This is a genomic window from Mesorhizobium sp. M2A.F.Ca.ET.039.01.1.1, from assembly GCF_003998035.1.
In the GTDB taxonomy this organism is placed as follows: Bacteria; Pseudomonadota; Alphaproteobacteria; order Rhizobiales; family Rhizobiaceae; genus Mesorhizobium.
This window is the reverse complement of sequence record NZ_RZRY01000849.1, coordinates 1-2,364: the sequence shown is the minus strand read 5'-3', so window position 1 is coordinate 2,364 and position 2,364 is coordinate 1. Positions and strand designations below refer to the sequence as shown.

Genomic DNA, 2,364 nt, shown 5'->3' with positions numbered 1-2,364 from the left:
CGTCACCACATTGAGCCGGTAATAGAGGTCCTCGCGGAAAGCGCCGCGCTGGCTGGCATTGCCGAGGTCGACCTTGGCGGCGGCGACGACGCGCAGGTCGACCGGCCTGACTTCGTTGGTGCCGAGCGGCGTCACCTCGCGCATTTCGAGCACGCGCAGCATCTGCACCTGCGTCGCGGCCGGCATGCTTTCGATCTCGTCGAGGAAGAGCGTGCCGCCGCTCGAATGCTCGATACGGCCGACGCGCTTCTTCTGCGCGCCGGTGAAGGCGCCGGCCTCGTGTCCGAACAGCTCGCTTTCGATGACCGTCTCCGGCAGCGTGCCGCAATTGAGCGCGACGAAATTGCCATTGGCACGGCGGCTCCAGCGATGCAGCAGGTTCGCCACCACCTCCTTGCCGGAGCCGGTCTCGCCGGTCACCAGCACGTCGACATCGGTGTCGGCGATCTGCCTGAGCGTACGGCGCAGCCGCTCCATCGCCGGCGTCTGTCCGATCAGCGGCAAGCCCTCCTGCGCCTGCTCGGCCGCTTCGCGCAAGGCGCGGTTCTCCATCACCAGCCGGCGTTTTTCGGCGGCGCGGGCAACGCTCTGCGCCAGCCGCTCAGTGGCGAAAGGCTTGGTGATGAAGTCGTAGGCGCCGTCCTTGATCGCCTTGACGGCCATGGCGATGTCGCCGTGCCCCGTGACCAGGATCACGGGAATATCTGGGTCGAGATGCAAGACGCGGCCGAAAAGCTGCAGCCCGTCGATCTCCGGCATGCGGATGTCCGAGACAACCACGCCGGCGAAATTCCTGTCGAGCGTCGCCAGCGCTTCGCTCGCCACCGAATAGGCCGACACAGCAAAGCCGGCAAGCTCCAGCGTCTGCCTTGTCGCCTTGAGCAGGTCGCTGTCGTCGTCGATCAGGATCACCGTTGCTGGGTTGTGCTTCGTCATGCTGCGCCGGCTTTCGACAGATGGATGGTGAAGCGTGTGCCCTGGTCGCTGCTCGAAACCTCGATGCGCCCGCCATAGTCGGCGACGATGTCCTTGGAGATGACCAGGCCGAGCCCAAGGCCTTTCTCCTTCGAGGTGTTGAAGGGCGTGAACAGTGATTTCAGGATCGCGGGTGGGATACCAGGTCCGTTGTCGGAAACGACCAGCGCCACGTCTTCGCCGGTTTCGGCGGCGGAGACTTCGACCCTTGCGCCATCACGGCCATCGAGCGCCTCCAGCGCGTTCTGGAACAGATTGATCAACACCTGTTCCAGCCGCAGCCGATTGCCCATTACTTTTAGCGCCGTCGGCGGCAGCGTGATCGCCAGAGCATCCAGCCGGCCGGCGAAGCGGCTCCTGAGCAGCACGACTGCGCCCTCGATCACGCTGCGCAATTCGACGGGCTCGGCGGCGGTGCGGCCCTTGCGGGCAAAGGCTTTCAGCTCCTCCGTGATGGCTCCGATGCGCTCGGTCAGCGCGGCGATGGCGCCAAGATTCTCCTCGGCTGAGGCGCTTTGCTTGCGCTCGAGGAACACGCGCGCATTGTCGGCATAGGCGCGGATCGTCGCCACCGGCTGGTTGATCTCATGCGCGACGCCGGCCGCGACCTGGCCAAGCGTGGCAAGCCGGTTGGCCTGCACCAGCTCCTGCTGCATGACCTGCAGCCTCACCTCGGTGCTGCGATGGTCGGCGATCTCGGCCTGCAGCCGGTCGCGCGCCAGGCTGAGATCCTGCGTGCGCTCGACGACGCGCCGCTCCAGCTCGGCGCGCGCGGCCTGTTCGGCGGCGATCCGCATCTGGGCGGACTGCCGGCGCCAAAGCAGATAGGCGGCCAAGGCGATGAGCGGCACAAGGACGCCCAGCGCCAGGAGCCGCATTTCGCGCTGCGCGGCGGCGATCGGCGCTTCGGCTGGAACAAGATAGTCGAGCTGCCACGGTGTCGACGGCACAGCGGTCGAGAGCCGCAGATATTCCGCATCGCTGCCTCCAGGCGTGATGGCATGGACCAGCGCGACATCGGAGCTCAGCGCCTCCGGTCTCGTGATCGGCAAAGGCACCAGCGGCACGTCGCCGAATTGCTGGCTGGCGCGGATCTCGGCGAGCACCGGCCGGCTAAGCGGCTCCGTCGTCAGGAAGCGCCAGGAGGGGACGCTCGTGATCAGCACCACGCCATGCGCGTCGCTGACAAAGGCCGGCCGGTTCGCTTCGTGCCAGTCGGCTTCGAGCTGGTCGAACTCCATCTTGACCACGACGACGCCGAGAGGCCCCGAGGCGCCGTCGACGCGCCGCGAGATGTAGAGCCCGGGACGTTTGCTGACATTGCCGAGCGCGAAATATTCGGCGGTGCCGGTCTGCATCGCGCCTGAGAAATAGGCGCGGAAACTGTAG

General features: G+C 66.5%; 2 protein-coding genes. Both read right to left on the bottom strand.

Features of this window, described 5'->3' with window-relative positions:
* The coding region (locus EOA24_RS34580; RefSeq protein WP_133374779.1) for a sigma-54 dependent transcriptional regulator at positions 1–936 on the bottom strand (936 nt) is incomplete at its 3' end.
* The coding region (locus EOA24_RS34575; RefSeq protein WP_133374778.1) for an ATP-binding protein at positions 933–2,364 on the bottom strand (1,432 nt) is incomplete at its 5' end. The genes EOA24_RS34575 and EOA24_RS34580, both read right to left, overlap by 4 nt.